General features: G+C 71.8%; 15 protein-coding genes. 2 read left to right on the top strand and 13 right to left on the bottom strand.

Annotation, left to right across the window (positions count from 1 at the left end):
- A partial coding sequence (locus tag C1I93_RS20925; RefSeq protein ID WP_111244999.1) for an extracellular catalytic domain type 1 short-chain-length polyhydroxyalkanoate depolymerase occupies nucleotides 1-939 on the bottom strand: 939 nt, incomplete at its 3' end.
- A 136-nt stretch (nucleotides 940-1,075) separates the two neighbouring features.
- Entirely contained in the window at nucleotides 1,076-2,023 is a 948-nt protein-coding gene (locus C1I93_RS20930; protein WP_223256648.1) for an SMP-30/gluconolactonase/LRE family protein, read from the bottom strand.
- Between the two features lie 187 nt (nucleotides 2,024-2,210).
- On the opposite strand from C1I93_RS20930, the gene C1I93_RS20935 reads away from it, so the two are divergent.
- Entirely contained in the window at nucleotides 2,211-3,827 is a 1,617-nt protein-coding gene (locus tag C1I93_RS20935) for a glycosyltransferase 87 family protein (RefSeq protein WP_181445258.1), read from the top strand.
- Between the two features lie 5 nt (nucleotides 3,828-3,832).
- On the opposite strand, the gene C1I93_RS31700 is transcribed toward C1I93_RS20935, so the two are convergent.
- Together C1I93_RS31700 and C1I93_RS20940 are read right to left on the bottom strand one after the other, a co-directional pair.
- Entirely contained in the window at nucleotides 3,833-4,003 is a 171-nt protein-coding gene (locus tag C1I93_RS31700; protein WP_181445259.1) for a hypothetical protein, read from the bottom strand.
- Between the two features lie 106 nt (nucleotides 4,004-4,109).
- A complete protein-coding gene (locus C1I93_RS20940; protein WP_111245001.1) occupies nucleotides 4,110-5,216 on the bottom strand; it encodes an L-dopachrome tautomerase-related protein in 1,107 nt (368 codons plus the stop codon).
- Nucleotides 5,217-5,414: 198 nt separating this feature from the next.
- Between C1I93_RS20940 and C1I93_RS20945 the strand changes: the two genes are divergently transcribed.
- Nucleotides 5,415-5,978, top strand: a complete 564-nt coding sequence (locus C1I93_RS20945; protein ID WP_111245002.1) for an STAS domain-containing protein — start codon at nucleotides 5,415-5,417, stop codon at nucleotides 5,976-5,978.
- A gap of 67 nt (nucleotides 5,979-6,045) precedes the next feature.
- On the opposite strand, the gene C1I93_RS20950 is transcribed toward C1I93_RS20945, so the two are convergent.
- The 9 genes from C1I93_RS20950 to C1I93_RS32635 all read right to left on the bottom strand — a co-directional run bounded on the left by C1I93_RS20950 (nucleotide 6,046) and on the right by C1I93_RS32635 (nucleotide 13,862).
- Nucleotides 6,046-6,345: a BON domain-containing protein gene (locus C1I93_RS20950; RefSeq protein WP_111245009.1), complete on the bottom strand. Its 300-nt coding sequence runs from the start codon at nucleotides 6,343-6,345 to the stop codon at nucleotides 6,046-6,048.
- A 183-nt stretch (nucleotides 6,346-6,528) separates the two neighbouring features.
- Entirely contained in the window at nucleotides 6,529-7,734 is a 1,206-nt protein-coding gene (locus C1I93_RS20955; protein WP_111245003.1) for a sensor histidine kinase, read from the bottom strand.
- Nucleotides 7,731-8,426 (bottom strand): response regulator transcription factor, encoded by a 696-nt coding sequence (locus C1I93_RS20960; RefSeq protein ID WP_111245004.1) that lies wholly within the window; start codon nucleotides 8,424-8,426, stop codon nucleotides 7,731-7,733. The genes C1I93_RS20955 and C1I93_RS20960 overlap by 4 nt, the downstream gene beginning before the upstream one ends.
- A gap of 8 nt (nucleotides 8,427-8,434) precedes the next feature.
- The gene (locus C1I93_RS20965; protein WP_111245005.1) at nucleotides 8,435-9,391 is read right to left on the bottom strand and encodes a S1C family serine protease; all 957 of its coding nucleotides are present in this window, start codon (nucleotides 9,389-9,391) and stop codon (nucleotides 8,435-8,437) included.
- Nucleotides 9,392-9,441: 50 nt separating this feature from the next.
- A complete protein-coding gene (locus C1I93_RS20970; protein ID WP_111245006.1) occupies nucleotides 9,442-10,392 on the bottom strand; it encodes a VWA domain-containing protein in 951 nt (316 codons plus the stop codon).
- The gene (locus C1I93_RS20975) at nucleotides 10,389-11,363 is read right to left on the bottom strand and encodes a DUF58 domain-containing protein (RefSeq protein ID WP_223256649.1); all 975 of its coding nucleotides are present in this window, start codon (nucleotides 11,361-11,363) and stop codon (nucleotides 10,389-10,391) included. The genes C1I93_RS20970 and C1I93_RS20975 overlap by 4 nt, the downstream gene beginning before the upstream one ends.
- Nucleotides 11,360-12,391, bottom strand: a complete 1,032-nt coding sequence (locus C1I93_RS20980) for an AAA family ATPase (protein ID WP_420811784.1) — start codon at nucleotides 12,389-12,391, stop codon at nucleotides 11,360-11,362. The genes C1I93_RS20975 and C1I93_RS20980 overlap by 4 nt, the downstream gene beginning before the upstream one ends.
- A 665-nt stretch (nucleotides 12,392-13,056) precedes the next feature.
- Entirely contained in the window at nucleotides 13,057-13,752 is a 696-nt protein-coding gene (locus C1I93_RS20985) for a class I SAM-dependent methyltransferase (RefSeq protein WP_111245011.1), read from the bottom strand.
- Nucleotides 13,746-13,862 carry a DUF397 domain-containing protein gene (locus tag C1I93_RS32635; protein ID WP_223256650.1) on the bottom strand — a complete coding sequence of 39 codons (117 nt, stop codon included), beginning with the start codon at nucleotides 13,860-13,862 and terminating at the stop codon, nucleotides 13,746-13,748. Before C1I93_RS32635 ends, C1I93_RS20985 begins: the two co-directional genes overlap by 7 nt.
- Between the last annotated feature and the right edge of the window lie 208 nt (nucleotides 13,863-14,070).

Raw genomic sequence — 14,070 nt, forward strand, 5'->3', positions numbered from 1 at the left:
GGACGTCGGGGTCGGGGCCGGGGCGTCCAGACCGAAGAAGCGTACGGCCTGGGCGGCGTCGACAGGCAGGTTGTGCGTCACGCCCTGCGCGCTGATCGCCTCGACCGGCGCGTTGCCGCCGGAACTGCCGTAGCGGGTGCGGGTGTAGCCGGCCTGCGGACTGTCGGTGAAGGTGGGTGTCTGGCTCAGGCCGTGCAGGTTGGTCCACTGCTTGACCTGCTCGCCGAAGTTCGGATACCGCAGGACGTCGTCGTCGGTGCCGTGCCAGATCTGCATCCGCGGGCGCGGGCCGGTGTACCCCGGGTACGCGTTGCGCACCAGGTCACCCCATTGCTGCGGGGTCCGGATGATCTGCCCGTTGGCGCACTCGCTGTTCCACTCCGCGCCACCGGTGGTGGCGAAGCAGCCGAACGGCACGCCGGCGAAGGCGGCACCGGCGGCGAACACGTCCGGGTAGAGCCCGAGCAGGACGTTTGTCATCATCGCCCCGGAGGAGGTGCCGGTGGCGAAGATCCGGGCCGGGTCGACGGGGTACCGCGCCCGGACGTAGTCCACCATCGACATGATGCCCACCGGGTCGCTGCCGCCGCCTCGCCGCAGGGCCTGCGGGGAGGAGACGTCGAAGCACTTGCTGCTGCGGGTCACCGACGGGTAGATCACGATGTAGCCGTACTGGTCGGCCAGGGCCGCGAACCGGGTGCCGGTGTGCATCGCGGGTCCGCTGCCGGTGCAGTAGTGCACCACCACCAGTACCCCGGGTCGGGGCGCGACCCGGTCCGGCACGTAGAGATGCATCCGCAGGTTGCTGGGGTTGGTGCCGAAGTTCGGCACCTCGGTGAGCGTCGCCGCCGACGCCGGCGCCGCGGCCGTGAGCGTGGCCAGCGCGGTGAGGGCGGCCGCCGCGAGGGCGGCGCACCACAATCTGATCGTCTTCTTCATCACGGGTCCTCTGGACGGAAATGGGCACGGTGGTGTTCCGATCGAGGGCTGCCCGGCGCCCGATCTCGTCCGGCTCAGGAACATAGATGATTGTCAGTGCCGATGGTCGTGGCGGCAAGGCGATGAGGCTCCGGCGTCACCGTGGGCGGACCGCGACCACGGTGTACGACGTGGACTCCGTCGGTGGGGTGGTGAACCGGGCGTTGGGCAGGTAGAGCCGGCCGAACGCGGCAGCGACCGTGGTCGGCACGTCGAAGTGCGGATCGGTGATCAGGCCGGTCAGTTGGCCGGCCGTGCCGTCCGGTCGCAGCCGCACCACGGCAATCTGGTTCAGCCGGTTCTGGACGACGTACAGGGTCCGCCCGACGAGCAGCAGCCCGTCGCCGTTGGTGAAGGTGTGGCCGGGCACGTCGACCGTCCGGGTGGCACCGGTCGCCGGATCGACCCGGAACAGGATGCCGGTGTTGGACTGCACCACGAGCAACCCGGTCCGGTCCGGCGTACGAACGATGCCGTTGAGGTTGATCCCGGTGTCGACCTGGGCGAAATCGCCGGTCAGCGGGATCGTGGTGAAACCGTCGGGGGGCGGCAACTTCCCCCGGCCGCTCAGCGGCAGCCGGTACAGCACCGGCCGGTACGAGTCGGTGAAGTACGCCGCCTGTTCGGTGAGGATCACGTCGTTGACGAACGTCGGCGCGTCAGCGAACCGGTAGCTGGCCAGCACCCGTCCGGTCCGGGTGTCCACCACCCGGGCGTCGCCGGCGGCACCGCCGGCGACGAAGAGCCGAGCCCGGTGGTCGACCGCCAGGCCCAGGGACGGGGTGCCGGTGGCCGGGCTGAGCAGCCGTCCGGCCCCGGTGACGAGGTCGGCCCGGTAGATCGCACCGGTGGCGCGCGAGCCGAGGTAGGCGTACCGGCCGGCGGTCGCGATGCCCTCGGGTTGGAAGCCGTCCGGTAGGGCGATGCTTGTCGGTCCGACGCCGCCGGTCTTCTCCGCCGTGGCCTGCGCCGGTGTGGTGGCGGTGCCGGCGACCAGGGCCATGGCGAGGACGGTGGTGAGCACGGTTCTGCAGGTCCGGTTCACAGTGTTCCTTCCGATCGAGGTCCGGGTGCTGGCCGGGTCCGACCGTGTGGTCACGCCGGAACCCGGCGCCGCCGGGGTCGGTCCCTGTCAATCTACGGTGCCGCTGGGTGATCCGCTCGTCACGCGACGACCGCCCGGTCCCGTGACGGGTACGCCGGGACCGACGTCCGTTGCCTATCCTCGGTCCATGCGGGATCGCCGGTCGGCGCTACTGTGGGTCGCTTTCGCGGTGGCCGCACTGATCTCTGTCGTGCTCGTGCTGCGACGCCCGGACCGCCTGTCCGACCTGCACATCTACCACGGGGCGCTCACCGACCTGCGCGCCGGACGGCCACTCTACGCATACGTGGCGGCAAATGGAGGTCCGTTCACCTATCCGCCGTTCGCGGCCCTCGTGCTCTGGCCGATCACCACGGTCCCGCTCGGCGTGGTCGAGGCGGTCTGGTTGGCGGCGACCTGCGCGGCAGTTGTCGCGCTCGCCGTACCCGTCGCTCGGGCGCTGGCGGGCGGGCGGACCCGCCGGCCGGCGACGGTCGCGGCGATCGCCGTGGTGCTCATGCTCTCCGCACCGGTGCAGAGCAACCTGCGCTTCGGCCAGGTGAGCATCTTCCTGGTGCTGCTGGCGCTGCACGACGCCACCGCTGGGCCGTCGCGGGCGCGCGGAGTGCTTGTCGGCGTGGCGGCGGCGATCAAGCTCACCCCGTTGTTGTTCGTGGCCTACTTCCTGGTCAGCGGTCGTTACCGCGATGCCGGGCGGGCGGCCGGCACATTTCTCGCGTGCGGCGCGCTGGCCCTGGTGATCCTGCCCACGGAGAGCCTGACCTACTGGGCCGGCACCGTTACCCAGACCTCCCGGATCGGCAACCTGGCGTCGTTGGGCAACCAGTCCGTGCACGGGATGCTGCTGCGCCTCGGCCTGCCCGACACCGCCCTGCCGCTGGTCTGGGCGGCGCTGGTGGCCGTCATCTGCGCGGTGGCCCTGCTCCGGGCCCGGCAGTTGGCCGGGCAGGGGCGGCCCGGCCACGCGGCGGTGCTCGTCGGCTGCGCCACGGTGGCCGCGTCACCTGTCTCCTGGACGCATCACCAGGTGTGGCCGGTGCTGGCCGCGATGCTGCTGATCGGCGCGGCCGGCGTGAATCGGCGGGTGGCCGGCGCCGCGCTGCTGGCCAGCATGGTGCTCTCCCTGGGGGTGGTGCTGGGACCGGTCTCGACGCGGCCCGGCGTGCAGTTCCTCTTCGAGAACGCCCGTACCCTCGGAGTGTGCCTGCTCTGCGTGGCGGGCTTCGGGGCGGTCGCGGCCGTCACTCGCCCGGCGCAGCAGGCCGCCCTCCGCCCGGCACACCGGGCCACCGCGCGGCGGGCCTGGCTGCGCGCGGGTGTCGCGACCGCCGCCGTGCTGGCGTTCTTCGCCGTGCAGCCACTGCCCGCCGGGGCGGACCCCACCTTCAAGGCGTACGGGCCGACGGAGCTGGGCAACCCGCGTTACTTCTTCGTCTGCCGGGGGTCGGTGGAGTGCGCGGACTTCGGCACCGACGCGCCTGTCACCTTCGGCACCCGCAGCGAGAAGACGAAGGTACGGGTCAACGGGGTGGTCTCCGCCCAGGTGGACCGGCTCGAATACCACTCCGCTCCGGGTGGCCCGCCACGCGGCATCCCGCTGCTGGCGGCGTACCCCGGCGTCCGGACGTTCTCGTTCCGCTCGGCCACCATGACCCACGGGCGGCTTGTCGCGTACGCCGCAGACGGGCGTCAACTCGCCAGCTACGACGACGAACTGGCCGCCGCCCTGGCGCGATCCGGTTGACCCGGCTACTGCTCGTCGTCGACGATCTCGGTCTCGCCGTCGTGGGTGAACCGCACCGGCGGATGCTCGTCGGCCTGCGGCGCCTGCGCCAGGGTGTGGTGCGGGTCGCCGTCGGGGGAGAAGAGCACCGGATCGGTCTTCGTGCTCTTCTCGTGCTCTTCCTCCGGCTCGGTCACCGACGCGCTCCTCACCTCGTGGCCACTGCCCCTCGACGCTACGAGCGGGTCCGTCCCGGTACGCCTGTCGGCGGCCGCGACCACCCGATCGGGTACGCCGTCGAGATCACGGACGCAGCAGCACCGGTCCGGCGTCGATCCGGGTACGCACCAGCGCGTACGGCTTGCGCCGCAGGTCCCGGCCCCGGTTGAACGGTGGCTGCCGGTGCACCTGGTTGGCGATGACGTACAGGTGCCGGTCGGTGGCCACGCTCAACGTGTCCGGCCAGAGCAGCCGCGGGTCGTGCAGCACCGTCTCGTAGGAACCGTCCGGAAGTCGACGCAGCACCGCGTTGTGTTCGTAGTTGGTGAGGTACAGCCGACCGGCGTCGTCGGACTCCAACCCGTCGGCGCCGCCGCCCTTGTCGCCCTCGTCGATGACTGTCGCGGCGACCTCGTCCGCGCCGAGCGCGGGATCGGCGAGCGCGTCGGTGGCGACGCTGTACCAGCGCCGCGAGGCGAGGGCGCAGTAGTACAGCCGCGTACCGTCGGCGGAGATGGCGATGCCGTCGGCGCCGACACCCACCGGCTGCGCGGGCCCGTCCACCGGACGGACCATGAACGGGCGGCCCTCGACCACCGGACGGAACTCCGAGAGCGGCTGCGCCTTGGTGGACGGGTGGTCGTTGAGCCGGCGCCACGACGCCCCGGTCGCCAGGTCCACCACGATGACGGCGTTCGGCGCGCCGTCGGCCGAATCGGTGAGGTACGCCAGTCCGGCCACGCCACGCCGCAGGTCGAACCGCACATCGTTGAGGTACGACGTGGGCAGCACCACGTCGGGCGGGAAAGTGATCACCTGCTCGACGGTGTCCGTGCCGAGGTCGATCCGGACCAGTTTCGGTCCGCCCGGCACGGTGGGCGCGAACATCGGGCTGCCGGTGTCGACAGCCCAGAGCCGGTCGGCGGGATCGACCACCACACTCTGCACCGACACGAACGCCGCCGGGTCATCGTTGCCGGACGGGGTGTTCCGCCGCAGGTCGGGGTAGGGCAGCTCGCGACCACGGCGCAACTCGACAACTGTCGCGGGCACCTCGTCGCCCCAACGGGGGAAGCTGATGAAGATCCGTCCCCGATGCGAGACGGTCACCCCGGTCGGCATCGGCCCACGGAACCGGTGCACGACCTCCAGGGTGCCGACGGGCTCGTCGGTGGGCAGCCGGATCGACATCCCATCACCTCCCGTAGCAGATTAATTCCTGACGGTTATCTTCCCAGGTGGGTGGCCTATTGATGGGTCGGGAGTCGGGCATCCGACCCGGTCGGTGGCAATGCTTTCGTCACCTAACCGTCATATGTCCGCGTGGTCCCCGCCACCTGACCCGGGCAGGGTGGGGAGCCGACCGCCCGGCGCGGAAAGGAGCATGCGATGGCCGTCGTCCTGGACGACCACCTGGTCACCCTGACCTGTGACAGCTGCGGTGACACCGTCGCCGGCCCCCGGGTGCCGGCCGACGGCGAGGTCGCCTGGGCCCTGCTCGCCGAGCACGGGTGGAGCGGTTCCCCGCTGGCCGCCGGCCCACACCGGTGTGCCCACTGCACCCGGCTCGGGCCGGCCGACAGCGGCGTACCCGGTGGCATTCTCGGCATCGAGCACGTCGGTGACGTGACAGTGGTGACCGTCGCCGGTGATGTGGACCTGGACACCGGGGACACCCTCCGGCAAGCGTTGCGGCACGCCGCCGACATGGGCGGCCATGTGCTCGTCGATTTCGGCCGTACCGACCTGATCGACTCTACCGCCCTCGGGCTGCTCGCCCGCGCCCACCGCAGCGCCGCCGAGCGCGGCACCCGGCTGTGCGTGGTGACCCGCTCGCCGCTGATCCACCGGGTTCTTCAGGTCACCCGCCTGGCCGAGGTCTTCTGCGTCGCCGACACCCGGGACGACGCGTTCGCCATGCTCGCGTCCGGTCCGGACGCCGGCACCTCCTGAAGCGCCGCCCACCGTTCGTCCGGCCCGCCCGCGGCACCGGTGCCGGGTGGCGCGGGCGGGCCGGAGTTCAGCGACGACCGCGCCGGTGACCGGCCAGCCGTAGGGCGTTGCACACGTCCGTCACACCCTCGACGTCCCAGGCCAGCTCCGCGGCGGCGCGTCGGGTCTCGGCCCCGGCGACCAGGCCGGTGAGGATCACGACGCGGTTCTGCACCATGACCGTGATCTGCTGCCGGCGGGTCGTCCAGTCGGCGCTCAACCGCTGCGCGACGAGCGCGGCGAGGCGGACATCCTCGTCATGGCCCTGCGGTTCGTCCCAGAGCGCGCGGAAGGAGTGGTCGTCGGGCATCGGCCAGGGCCACGGCATCACCACAGCGTCTCCTTCGTCGTCGATCCCGGCGGACAGACGCGCCGTTTCGATCGACCACCACCTTGCGGACCAACCTTGGAGTCGACCGCACGGTTGGATGACAGTTGCGTGACAGATCGCTGCCGCCGCAATCCCGCCGGCGCGGTCACCGCCGCCGGTCGGCGTGGTCGGGGCGCGATCTCACGCCGGTGAGCTGGCCGGCGGCGGCGAGTCGTCGTCCCGGTCGGCGGCCGGCAGCCACAGCACGAAGGTGCTGCCCGCGCCGGGCACCGAGTGCACGGCCGCCTGCCCGCCGTGCGACTCGACGATCTGCCGGACGATGGCCAGTCCCAACCCGGTCCGCCGGTCACCGGAGCCGCCCCGGCTCCCCTCGCCCCGCCAGAAGCGGTCGAACACCCGAGCCTGGTCGGGCAGTGCGATACCCGGCCCCTCGTCGACCACCGCCAACCACAGCCAGCCGCCGACCCGCCCGGTCGCCACCGATATCGCGCCACCCAACGGGGAGAGGCGTACCGCGTTGGAGAGCAGGTTCGCCGCGGCGCGGCGCAGCGCGTCCGGATCCCCGATCAGGACGAGGTCCGCGCCGAGCGCGTACCGCAGCCGTAGCCCGCGCTCGGCGGCCAGCGGGGTGAAGTCCTCGCCCGCCTCCTGCGCGACCGCGCTCAGGTCGATGTCGGTGTCGGCCATCGAGTCGGTGTCCCGTCGGGCGGTGGCCAGCAGGTCCTCCACCAGCCGCGACATCCGGGTGGTGGCCCGGTCGACGGTCGCCACGGCCGCCGCGCGTTCCGCGTCGGTGGCCTCCGGGCTGGTGAGGGAGGCGTCCAGGTTGGCCCGGATGATCGCCAACGGGCTGCGCAGCTCGTGCGAGGCGTCGTCGATGAGCTGACGCTGGGCGCGGAACGCGTGGTCCAGCCGGTCCAGCATGGAGTCGATGGTGTCACCGAGGTCGCGCAGCTCGTCACGGGGCCCGGAGAGCCGGATCCGGCGGGACAGGTCGGTGGCCTGGATCTCCCGGGTGGTACGGACGATCGAACCCACCGGCCGCAGCGCCCGGCCGGAGAGCACCCAACCGATGCCGAGGCTGGCCACGAAGAGCCCGCCGAGGGCGATGAGCGAGTAGTCCCGGACGGTCTGCAACAGCCGCAGGTTCACCTCGTCCTCGATCTGCTGCACCTCGGCCACCTCGAGGGTGGTGCCGGTCGGCACCGTCCGGCCGTCGCTCTTGAGCTTGACCAGGTGCGCCTCGTACCGCTTGGTGATCGGCTTCGGGTCGACCGCCCGGTCCACCGCCACGTACGCCACCGCCAGACCGGTGCCGGCCAGCGCGAACAGCAGCGTCGAGTAGAGCACCGTCAGCCGGAACCGGATCGACCGGAAGAGCCTCACGCTGACATCTCCCGCAGCCGGTAACCGCGCCCGATCACCGTCTCGATCGGTGGCTCGTCGTCGTCACCGGTGAGCTTGCGACGCAACGTTCCCACAGTGACCCGGACCGTCTCGGTGAACGGATCGGCGTGTGCGTCCCAGACGTGTTCCAGCAGCTCCTCCGCCGGCACCACCCGACCCGGGCGGGTCATCAGATATTCCAGCACCCCGAACTCCTTGCGGGTCAGGTGCAGCTGCCGAGCGCCCTGCCGCACCTCGTGCCGGGCCGTGTCCAGGGTCAACGCCCCGACCGAGAGCACCGCCGACGTGCCGCCGGTGTCCCGGCGCAGCAGCGCCCGTACCCGGGCCAGCAGCTCGGCCAGGGCGAACGGTTTGACCAGGTAGTCGTCAGCGCCCTCGTCCAGACCCCGGACCCGGTCACCCAGCGCGCCCCGGGCGGTGAGCATCAACACCCGCAGCTCCGCCTCGCCGGCCACCTCCACCTCGCCGCGGCGGACCGCCCGGCACACCGCGAAGCCGTCCACGTCGGGCAGGTTGACGTCGAGCAACATCAGGTCGTACGCGTTGACCCGCAGCAACTCGTACGCCGCCGCCGCGTCGGCCGCGAGGTCGACGGCGTAGCCGGCACGGGCCAACCCGACCCGCAGCGCTCCGGCCAGATCCTCCTCGTCCTCCACCACGAGCAGCCGCATCCTTCGCCTCACCCTCTCGCGATCAGCCGCTGTGCCACCTGCGCCGCCCTCTCGATCGGGATGGCGAAGCCGATACCGATATTGCCACCGCCCTCCAGCGTGGCGATCGCGGTGTTCACCCCGACCACCTCACCCCGGCCGTTGACCAGCGGGCCACCCGAGTTGCCGGGGTTGATCGACGCGTCGGTCTGCACCGCCGGTTGCCGGGCACCACCACCGAGCCGCACCGGCCGGTCCAGCGCGCTGACGATGCCCGCGGTCACCGTGCCCGACAGTCCCAGCGGCGAACCGACGGCGAGCACCGGCTCACCGACGAGCGTCTGCCCGGACGCCGCCAGCGGCAGCGGGCGCAGCCCGTTGCCCGGATCGATGCGCAACACAGCGATGTCCGTACCCGGGTCGCGGCCGATCAACCGGGCGGTGAGCCGCCGACCGTCCTGGCCGACCACGGTTATCGTGCCGCCGCCGGCCACCACGTGGTTGTTGGTGACCACATGGCCCCGGTCGTCGAGCAGGAACCCGGACCCCGACGCGCCCCGGCCACCGCCGGAAACCTGGACCGAGACCACCCCGGCGAGCACCAGGTCGGCGGCGGCGACCAGATCACCACCGGTCGCCGGCGGCCCGGCGGCCGGCGGAGCCCCGGCCACGGACTCCGGCGCGTCGGCGCGGGCGGCGAGGTGCCCGGCGACACCACCACTGCCCGCCGAGACCGCCACCAGCGTCAGCCCGGCCAGCAGCAGCCGGGGCCAGCGTGCCCCCTGGCCGTCCCGCTGCGCCGCCACCTGGCTGCCGGACACGTCGTCGGGCCCGGTGGGCGGGTGGTCGACCGGCACACCTGGCGGTCCGCCGTACGAACCGGGTGGGGTGCCGTACGGGTCGGCTTGGGTGCCGTCGGGCACCAGGGCGGGTGAGACGAACTGCGGCCCCCGCGGCTCCCCAAGACCCGGAATCGTGCTCGGCATGGCGATGTCCCTCCTGGACGGGTGTGCGGTGCGACGGCAGGACGAGGCCGTCAGGGCAGGCGGGAGAACCAGAACATCGACGCGGCGGCGGCCAGCAGGGCGAGCACCAGTCCGGCGCCGATGAAGCGTGCCGAGACGTCCTGCCGTTCCAGCCGGTAACCGACCGAGGAGCCGATGTCGGCGTACGCCTCGCGCAGCTCGTCGCTGCTGCCGGCCTCGTAGTAGCCGCCGCCGGCCTGCTCGGCGACGGTACGCAGGGTCTGTCCGTCGACCGGCACCGACTGGCCGCCGCCGATGCGGCCCTCGGCCGTACCGAAGGAGATGGTGTCGACCGGGACGCCGGCCTGCACCGCGTCGGCGGCGGCCGACGTCGGGTCCCGCCCGGAGGTGTTGGCCCCGTCGGAGAGCACCACCACCCGCGCCGGTGGTGGTTCCTCGGCGGCCTGGGCGTCCAGGCTGCGGATCGACTCCAGCGACGAGTGGATGGCCTCGCCGATCGCCGTGCCCTGAAGGCCGGTGACCCCCTCGTCGAGCCGGTCGATGCCGGTGGTGACCGCCTCCCGGTCACCGCCTGGTGCGACCATCACCGACGCGCTGCCGGCGAAGGCCACCAGCCCGACGTTGAACTCCTCCGGCAGGTCCGCCACGAACTGCCGGGCAGCGTCCTTGGCCGCGATCAACCGGTCCGGCGGCACGTCGTCGGCGAGCATGGACCGCGACACGTCGACCGCGACGATGACGGTGGCGCGTTCCCGGGGCACCCGGACGTCGTCGGCGGGTCGGGCGAAGCCCACCACCAACAGCGCCAGCATGGCGATGAACAGCCCGGCCGGCACATGTCGCCGCCACGCCGGGCGGGCCGGCACCACCTTGTCCAGCAACCGCAGGTTGGTGAAGCGGACCGCGTACCGGCTGCGCCGCCGCTGCATCAGCAGGTAGCCGACGATCAGAGCGGCCACGCCCACCAGCAACCACAACCGGACAGGTGATTCGAAGGTCATGCGGCACCTCCTCGGGGTACGCGGGACAGGCGACGCTGGGCGTGCACGTGCCGGACGATGTCGGCGATCCAGTCCCGGTCGGTGCTCAACGGCAGGTGGGCGGCACCGGCACGACGCAGCGCCCGGGCCACCGCCAGCCGCTGCGCGGCGGCTGCCGCCGCGTAGCGTTCACGCAGCCGGCGGCTGCCGGTGGAGACCTCGCGTCGGTGTCCGCTCTCCGGGTCCACAAGCGTGATCAGACCCACGTCCGGCAGCTCCAGCTCGCGCGGGTCACGCACCTCCACGGCGAGCACCTGGTGCCGGGCGGCCAACCGGCGCAACGGCCGCTCCCAGTCCGGCGGCGCGCTGCCGGTGCCGGCCACCCCCTCGTCGGGCAGACCGTCGAGGAAGTCGGAGACCACCACCGCCAGGCCACGCCGGCCGGCCGACCGACGTAACCCGTCGATCGCGTCGGCAAGCGACACCGGATCGGTGGCCGGCCGGCCCCGGGGCACCGCCAGCACCGTACGCAGCAGGTTGAGCAGGTGGTGACGGCCGCTGCGGGCGGGGAACCGACGCACCCCGGCCTCGCCGAGCACATGCGCGCCGAGCCGGTTGCCGGCACCGGCGGTGAGAAAACCGACGGCCGCCACCGCAGCCACCGCCAGCTCCCGCTTCTCCAGCTCCGCGGTGCCGAAGTCCATGCTCGGGGTGGCGTCCGCAAGCGTCCAGGTGGTCAACTCCCGGTCGGCGTCGACGGTACGCACGTGCGGCACCGCCGTCCGCGCCGTCACCGACCAGTCCATCCGCCGTACCTCGTCCTCGCCGGGCCGGTACTCGCGGCTGCCGGCCGGTTCGCTGCCGGGCCCCGGCAGCAGGCCCAGGTGCTGCCCGTGCAGCAGCCCGTCGAGCCGGCGGGTGATGGTCAGTTCCAGTCGGCGCAGCCGGCGCTGCGGCGCCAACCGCCCGAGCGGCATCGAGTCGTTGTTCATGCCGCCACCCCCAGACCCGGCCCCTGGTTCTCCTGGGCGGGGGCGATCTGCGGCGGTGGCACGGCATCGACGACGCGCCGCACCAGCTCGCCCGGGTCGACGTCGTCGGCGACCGCGTCGAAGGAGAGCACCAGCCGGTGCGCGAGCACGTCCCCGGCGACCTCCCGGACGTCGACCGGGAGCACGTAGTCGCGGCCCCGCAGCAGGGCCAGCGCCCGTGCCGCGGCGACCAGGCCGAGCGTGGCGCGGGGGCTGGCACCGTACGCCAGCTGCGCGGCGACGTCGACCAGCCCGAACCGGCGCGGATCCCGGGTGGCCAGCACCAACCGGACCACGTACTCGGCCAGCGCGTGGTGAACGAACACCTCGCGGGCCCGCGCCTGCAACGCGACCAGCCGGGCCGGATCCAGCACCGGTCGGGCGGCCGGCACGCTGGTGCCCATCCGGTAGAGGATGCCCAGCTCCTCGTCGTCGGTGGGGTAGTCCACCACGACCTTCATCAGGAACCGGTCCCGCTGCGCCTCGGGTAGCTGGTAGACCCCCTCGGACTCGATCGGGTTCTGGGTGGCCAGCACCAGGAAGGGAGTCGGCACCGGATAGGTCCGGCCGCCGAGGGAGACCTGGCCCTCGGCCATGATCTCCAGCAGTGCCGACTGCACCTTGGCCGGTGCCCGGTTGATCTCGTCGGCGAGGACCAGGTTGGCCATCACCGGCCCCAACTCGACGTCGAAGCTCTCCTTCGAGGCCCGGTAGATCCGGGTGCCGAGAATGTCCGACGGCACCAGGTCGGGAGTGAACTGGATCCGGGCGAAGCTGCCGCCCACCGCCGTGGCCAGGGTCTCCGCGGCAAGCGTCTTCGCCACCCCGGGTACGCCCTCCAGCAGGCAGTGCCCCCGGGCCAGCAACGCGGTCAACAACCGCTCCACCAACCGGTCCTGCCCGACGATGACCCGCTTCACCTCGAACAGGGTCTGTTCCAGCAGTCGGGCCGCCCCGGCGTGCTCGCCGATGACGTCAAATTCGCGTATGTCGGTCGTCGTCACGCACTCGCTCCTCGGTCGCGTCAGGGACGCGGGTACCCGACCCACGGGGAAGGCCGGGTACCCGCTCGCGACCCATTGGGCCAGAGCGACCCGAAAGCCAACCGAACGACGGACGTGAAGGCCGGTGACCGCCAGGTTGCTTGCCCCGGTCTTTGCAGGTTGTCGGGTGCGGAGTGCACGTGGTCCGCTGCGGTGGTGGAGCTTCCCGGCGAGGTAAAGTGAGGGTTGTAGGCGCTATCGAGCTGACGGCATAGACGGATCGCGGTCCGGGTCCGCTCACCGTCGCGTCACGACAGTGCCCGTCGTGATCGCACGAGCGGTTCAGCTCGATAGGCCCAGACCCGCAGCTGTACGCCGTCTGCTGCCCTGCATCGATTCGGCAGATGAGCGTGCGGCCGCCTCCCCGAGATTTCGCTCGATCCGGGATCGAGCAACGACCTTGAGGTCAGCGCGCAAGTGGGCTGGCGGGGAAGTAGTCCGAAGCCCGATCGTGCCGCTGACCGTGCTCCATCAGCTACCGCTTCTGCCCTGAGCGGCAGCGGTCGTCGGTCGGCTGGCCTTGAGCGCTACGGCGGCAGCAGGTCCGGGACGAGCCGATGTCTCGCCCGATCCTCGTTGTGGTCGTCAGGCGGCCAGGGAAACGCCGGCAGTCAGATGAAGCGGAACATCTGGGTGGCGGGCGGCATCGACCGGACAGCAGCGGGGTGCGCGGTGAGCCGGTGCATCCCGACCCGGAATCTGGCGTCGGCTGGACTGGTGAAGGACATCTCGCTGAAGCCGTGCTCGGCGAAGCAGGCACGGACGTCGTGGCTGGGGTCGTGACCGTCGTCGGTGCGTCCTCGGGTCCAGATCACGATGCCGTCGGCGACGACAAGGGTGCGCAGCATCGCGATGGTCCGACGTACGTCGTTGAAAATGATGTTGCCGAAGACGCCGCATGCCAGAAGCAGGTGTGCGGGCTGGCTGTCCGAGTAGGTATCCGTCGCGCCAGCGTCCGCGGTTCGCACTTCGATCCCGGGTAGGCCGAGCCCGATGGCCGCGGTACGGGCGCGCTGTGACAGTGTCGGATCACGTTCGATGAGCAGGGCCGTTACCGTGCGACCGCCGTCATGTTCGGCAAGTACCGGCAGCACGTCGCGCCCATCACCGGCGCAGATGCTGATCAGCCGCCGGGCGCCGCGTTCATCGTAAGGTGCTTCGACCAGAGCCCGCCGAAGGTCACGCTGGACGACGTGCAGCCTGCGCGCCAGTGACGAGTTCGGCGAGTCGTAGTCCTGATGCCACCGGAGCCAGTCCTTGGTAACGATGGCATCAGCGTCCCACGCTGCCGGGCCGAAGCTCAACATCCCGGCGGCCGGGCCTTGGAGTCGCGTACGTCAACCTCGGTGCCTCGGTCGTGGACCTCGACGCACTGGCCGTTGCTGCCGGAACGGCTCGACCTGCGACAGACGTCCAAGATCCGCGCAACTTCGGTGATGTTGCTGCCTCAGAGGCACCTGGAAACAGCAACATCGGTGAAGTTGCGCGGATCTTGCGCTGTGCCGCCGCGAGTGGGGGATGCCCGGCGGTCAGGGGCGGTGGCGTTGGGTGCGGTAGCGGTGGATCAGGGTGGCGGTGGAGGAGTCCACGTCAGCCAGGTCGGGGGCGGTGGTGGCGGTCAGCAG

Origin of the sequence: Micromonospora endophytica, assembly GCF_003236305.1 — a bacterium.
Taxonomy (GTDB): Bacteria; Actinomycetota; Actinomycetes; order Mycobacteriales; family Micromonosporaceae; genus Micromonospora; species Micromonospora endophytica.

What these genes read in the sequence shown, in the direction of transcription:
- C1I93_RS20945 (WP_111245002.1), top strand. Translation starts at nt 5,415, where the DNA reads ATGGCCGTCGTCCTGGACGACCACCTGGTCACCCTGACCTGTGACAGC.
- C1I93_RS20985 (WP_111245011.1), bottom strand. Translation starts at nt 13,752, where the DNA reads ATGTTGAGCTTCGGCCCGGCAGCGTGGGACGCTGATGCCATCGTTACC.
- C1I93_RS20960 (WP_111245004.1), bottom strand. Translation starts at nt 8,426, where the DNA reads ATGCGGCTGCTCGTGGTGGAGGACGAGGAGGATCTGGCCGGAGCGCTG.
- C1I93_RS20975 (WP_223256649.1), bottom strand. Translation starts at nt 11,363, where the DNA reads ATGAACAACGACTCGATGCCGCTCGGGCGGTTGGCGCCGCAGCGCCGG.
- C1I93_RS20935 (WP_181445258.1), top strand. Translation starts at nt 2,211, where the DNA reads ATGCGGGATCGCCGGTCGGCGCTACTGTGGGTCGCTTTCGCGGTGGCC.
- C1I93_RS20940 (WP_111245001.1), bottom strand. Translation starts at nt 5,216, where the DNA reads ATGTCGATCCGGCTGCCCACCGACGAGCCCGTCGGCACCCTGGAGGTC.
- C1I93_RS20965 (WP_111245005.1), bottom strand. Translation starts at nt 9,391, where the DNA reads ATGCCGAGCACGATTCCGGGTCTTGGGGAGCCGCGGGGGCCGCAGTTC.
- C1I93_RS20970 (WP_111245006.1), bottom strand. Translation starts at nt 10,392, where the DNA reads ATGACCTTCGAATCACCTGTCCGGTTGTGGTTGCTGGTGGGCGTGGCC.
- C1I93_RS20950 (WP_111245009.1), bottom strand. Translation starts at nt 6,345, where the DNA reads ATGCCGTGGCCCTGGCCGATGCCCGACGACCACTCCTTCCGCGCGCTC.